3 protein-coding genes are annotated in these 2724 nt (G+C 54.1%); all 3 read right to left on the bottom strand.

Features of this window, described 5'->3' with window-relative positions:
• Positions 1-157 precede the first annotated feature (157 nt).
• The 3 genes from ACPYOP_RS32730 to ACPYOP_RS32720 all read right to left on the bottom strand — a co-directional run bounded on the left by ACPYOP_RS32730 (position 158) and on the right by ACPYOP_RS32720 (position 2229).
• Entirely contained in the window at positions 158-637 is a 480-nt protein-coding gene (locus tag ACPYOP_RS32730) for a hypothetical protein (protein WP_481414351.1), read from the bottom strand.
• 151 nt (positions 638-788) lie between these two features.
• On the bottom strand, positions 789-1409 hold the full coding sequence (locus ACPYOP_RS32725; RefSeq protein WP_481414350.1) for a hypothetical protein: 621 nt from the start codon (positions 1407-1409) through the stop codon (positions 789-791).
• 226 nt (positions 1410-1635) lie between these two features.
• Positions 1636-2229, bottom strand: a complete 594-nt coding sequence (locus ACPYOP_RS32720) for an N-acetyltransferase family protein (RefSeq protein WP_481414349.1) — start codon at positions 2227-2229, stop codon at positions 1636-1638.
• Positions 2230-2724 lie beyond the last annotated feature (495 nt).

Here is a 2724-nt window from a genome sequence, read left to right as displayed (position 1 = left end):
GCGGATTTGCTTGCTGGAGCTCGCCGGATGCATGTCTGCCGACTTCATTGAAGAATTGAAACGTAACTCCAACGTCTCCAAGTATTTGCCTCTGGCGCTCAGCGGCGATTTCGTTCCATGTACTCAAGGCCCATTTGCCTTTGTTAGGTTCGAAGTTTTAACTACTGCGAAGTGAATACGCAGCCCTAAATGCAGAAATGACGACACTAATCAGCGGAAATATCCCGTAGGTGATCCCCACGAAGACATCGTGCCGCTTATAGTCTCCCGAAAAGACGTCAGGTAATTTGTAAGTGGAGAAATCGCGCACCATAAAACATGGCGTCTCTCCCGTTCCCAGGACGCCCCAGAGCATCTGAGAATTAAATGCGAGCAAAGCCGTGCCTATACCCACATTTGCGAATGCGAAAATAGCAGGAGATCCTTTGCCTAAACAACGGCGCGACCAGCGGAAGAATGCGCACACGACGATCAACCAGTTCATTACGAACAGCGGCGCACTCAGAAAGGCACCAGCCAGATAAGCATCGGTACTATCCTGGGTGCAAGTTCCGGAGTAGCCCAGTGCTTGCGCTAGAAAAGCTATTGCCAATAGTGCAGTGGAGATTGACATAGCAACGGCCTGCCCAATCCTCATGAAGCCTCCTGTAGGCTAGCTAGATCTGTTTGAGCGCATAGCCTGTGTTCGGGAGGGTCACCGAGAAAAAGCTGTGGTTCGGTTCCGACATGGCACCATCCTTGGTGTGGGGACTTCAACAGACGATCAGATTGGGCTGGCGGAAGATGGTCTAGTCGGGGTGCAGATTGCAGGTCTCCTGAATAATTCCCTCCTCGGCATAGACATCCTGCCATCTGGTACAGGCATCCCGGCGCCAGTCGTCCGGAACCAGCAGCGCGCCATTCGCGTCGATCACCACATTACCCCTAATCCGCCAGATCTTAGGTGCGTCTCCCGGACCGAAGAAAACGTCATATGGTTTGCTTCTTGCTTCGGATGAACCCTGGAAGCGATAGACCCATTCCCTGCTGTTATCCGGATTTCGGGTCAGGGTGGTGCTGTCGGCGTTGGGCGTAACACCTTCGAGGTCGCCATCCTCGCAATTGCGCACGCGAACCTCATAGCGCTGCGGGATGAAATCGGTGACGAACTGGCGGACGGCGATGAGGATGTGCTTGTGGCCGTCGACCTTGATGCCGGCATTGGCGTTGAAGTCGACAAAGCCGATCTGGTCGGACCGGAACGCCGGCAGCGGCTCGGTCGAGGTCTTGTAATAGAGGCCGACATAGGTGAGGTTGCCGCGCGCGCCGATGTGGCAACCCAGGATGAAATGCGAGTCCGCATAGGCGTCACTGAACAGAACACGAAAGGCCTCGGGCTCTCCGTTCGTGCCTCCGCTCGGATAGAACATTCGCGAAAACGGTAGCGCATCTTTCAGGCACTTTTTAGCGAAATCATCGGCCTTGGGCATTAGTCGATGGCATTGACGTTCAAATTCTGTTTCCGCTAGTGCTGCCGTTGCCCAGGACAAGAGCACGGAAATCAAAACGGCAATTATCTTGAGGGCGTGGTGTAGACTCGTCATTTAATACAAACCTCTAGGGAAAGCTTCGAGCGTCAGATTGATCACGGGAGATTCACAACATAGTTTCCGCCGATGCATCGACCTCCACAGGCGCTGAGTAGCCGATCGGTGTTTTTGAAGGCATTACTGGCTGTAACGTGAACCAGCATTCGGCGCGAGCCGCGCACCTTTGACCAGACTGCGATGCCACGCAACAGCTTGACAAAACCTTGGCCGAGCGGAGTGGACCACAATAGTCGGTATCGACTCCGATCAGATGGACGGTGGTCAGCACCGTGCCTTCGCCGAGCAAATACTCGCCTGCCGAACACCCAGCGAGGCCGACGACATGACCATTGATCTCGGCAACCAAAACATACTCGTGCGGCTGTGGATTTCGTGCCTGCGTCTCGAGAGCAGCCAATTTCCGATCGGAAAACGAAATGCCGGAAAAAACGGAGCGCTCATGAACCTTTCGGACCAAGCTACGCAGTGCGCTCCAGTCACCGTCTCGCGGCAGCCTTATCATGATATTCGATCTGACGCCTTGTGGATGATCACTCAGATCATCAAGGCAAGGCACACCAATATCGTCCAGCGCAGTCGCGTCAGAAGCGATCCGACCTACCGGCTCTGACAATACGACGAAGGTGACTTTGTCTACCATCCTTCAGCAATCCAACGCACATCTGGATCACACACCATCGCTAGCTGTGATGCAAAATGAGCTACAGCCCTACGCACTTCTGCTACGCAATCGAATCTTCTTAAAGCTACATCTGCGGGCGGCACCTCGATGACCTATCCTGTCGGTCGAAAACACCCTTTTGCAGTTGCCTCCCAATTGCCTCCCACGTATCGCCTTTGAGCAGAAAGGCCTATCTATGAGCGAGGTTTATCACTCCAGACGCTACTATCATCTGCTATGGCTCCGTTGCGAAAAATTCCGTTGATGACCGAAAGAGTGCTGCAATTTTCAGCACGCTGGCGTTGAGAAGGGCCGGGGGAGGACCGATCCCGTCGAGGGTTTCGATAGTGCCCCTTGCTTGTTCAAATTCAGGCGGGAGGCAAAGAATATCGATTGCTTGAGCGCCGTATGGAGCGAGCTCAGCTCGGCGATCACCTGATCGTCATAGCGGAGGTCTTGCGTGCGCCGGCAAAA

The organism is Rhizobium sp. KNZ2-6A (genome assembly GCF_056755475.1).
This window is presented reverse-complemented; position numbering and strand designations above follow the sequence as displayed.

Coding starts and splice junctions, on each gene's coding strand:
- ACPYOP_RS32730 (WP_481414351.1), bottom strand. CDS start 637: ATGAGGATTGGGCAGGCCGTTGCTATGTCAATCTCCACTGCACTATTG.
- ACPYOP_RS32725 (WP_481414350.1), bottom strand. CDS start 1,409: ATGTTCTATCCGAGCGGAGGCACGAACGGAGAGCCCGAGGCCTTTCGT.
- ACPYOP_RS32720 (WP_481414349.1), bottom strand. CDS start 2,229: ATGGTAGACAAAGTCACCTTCGTCGTATTGTCAGAGCCGGTAGGTCGG.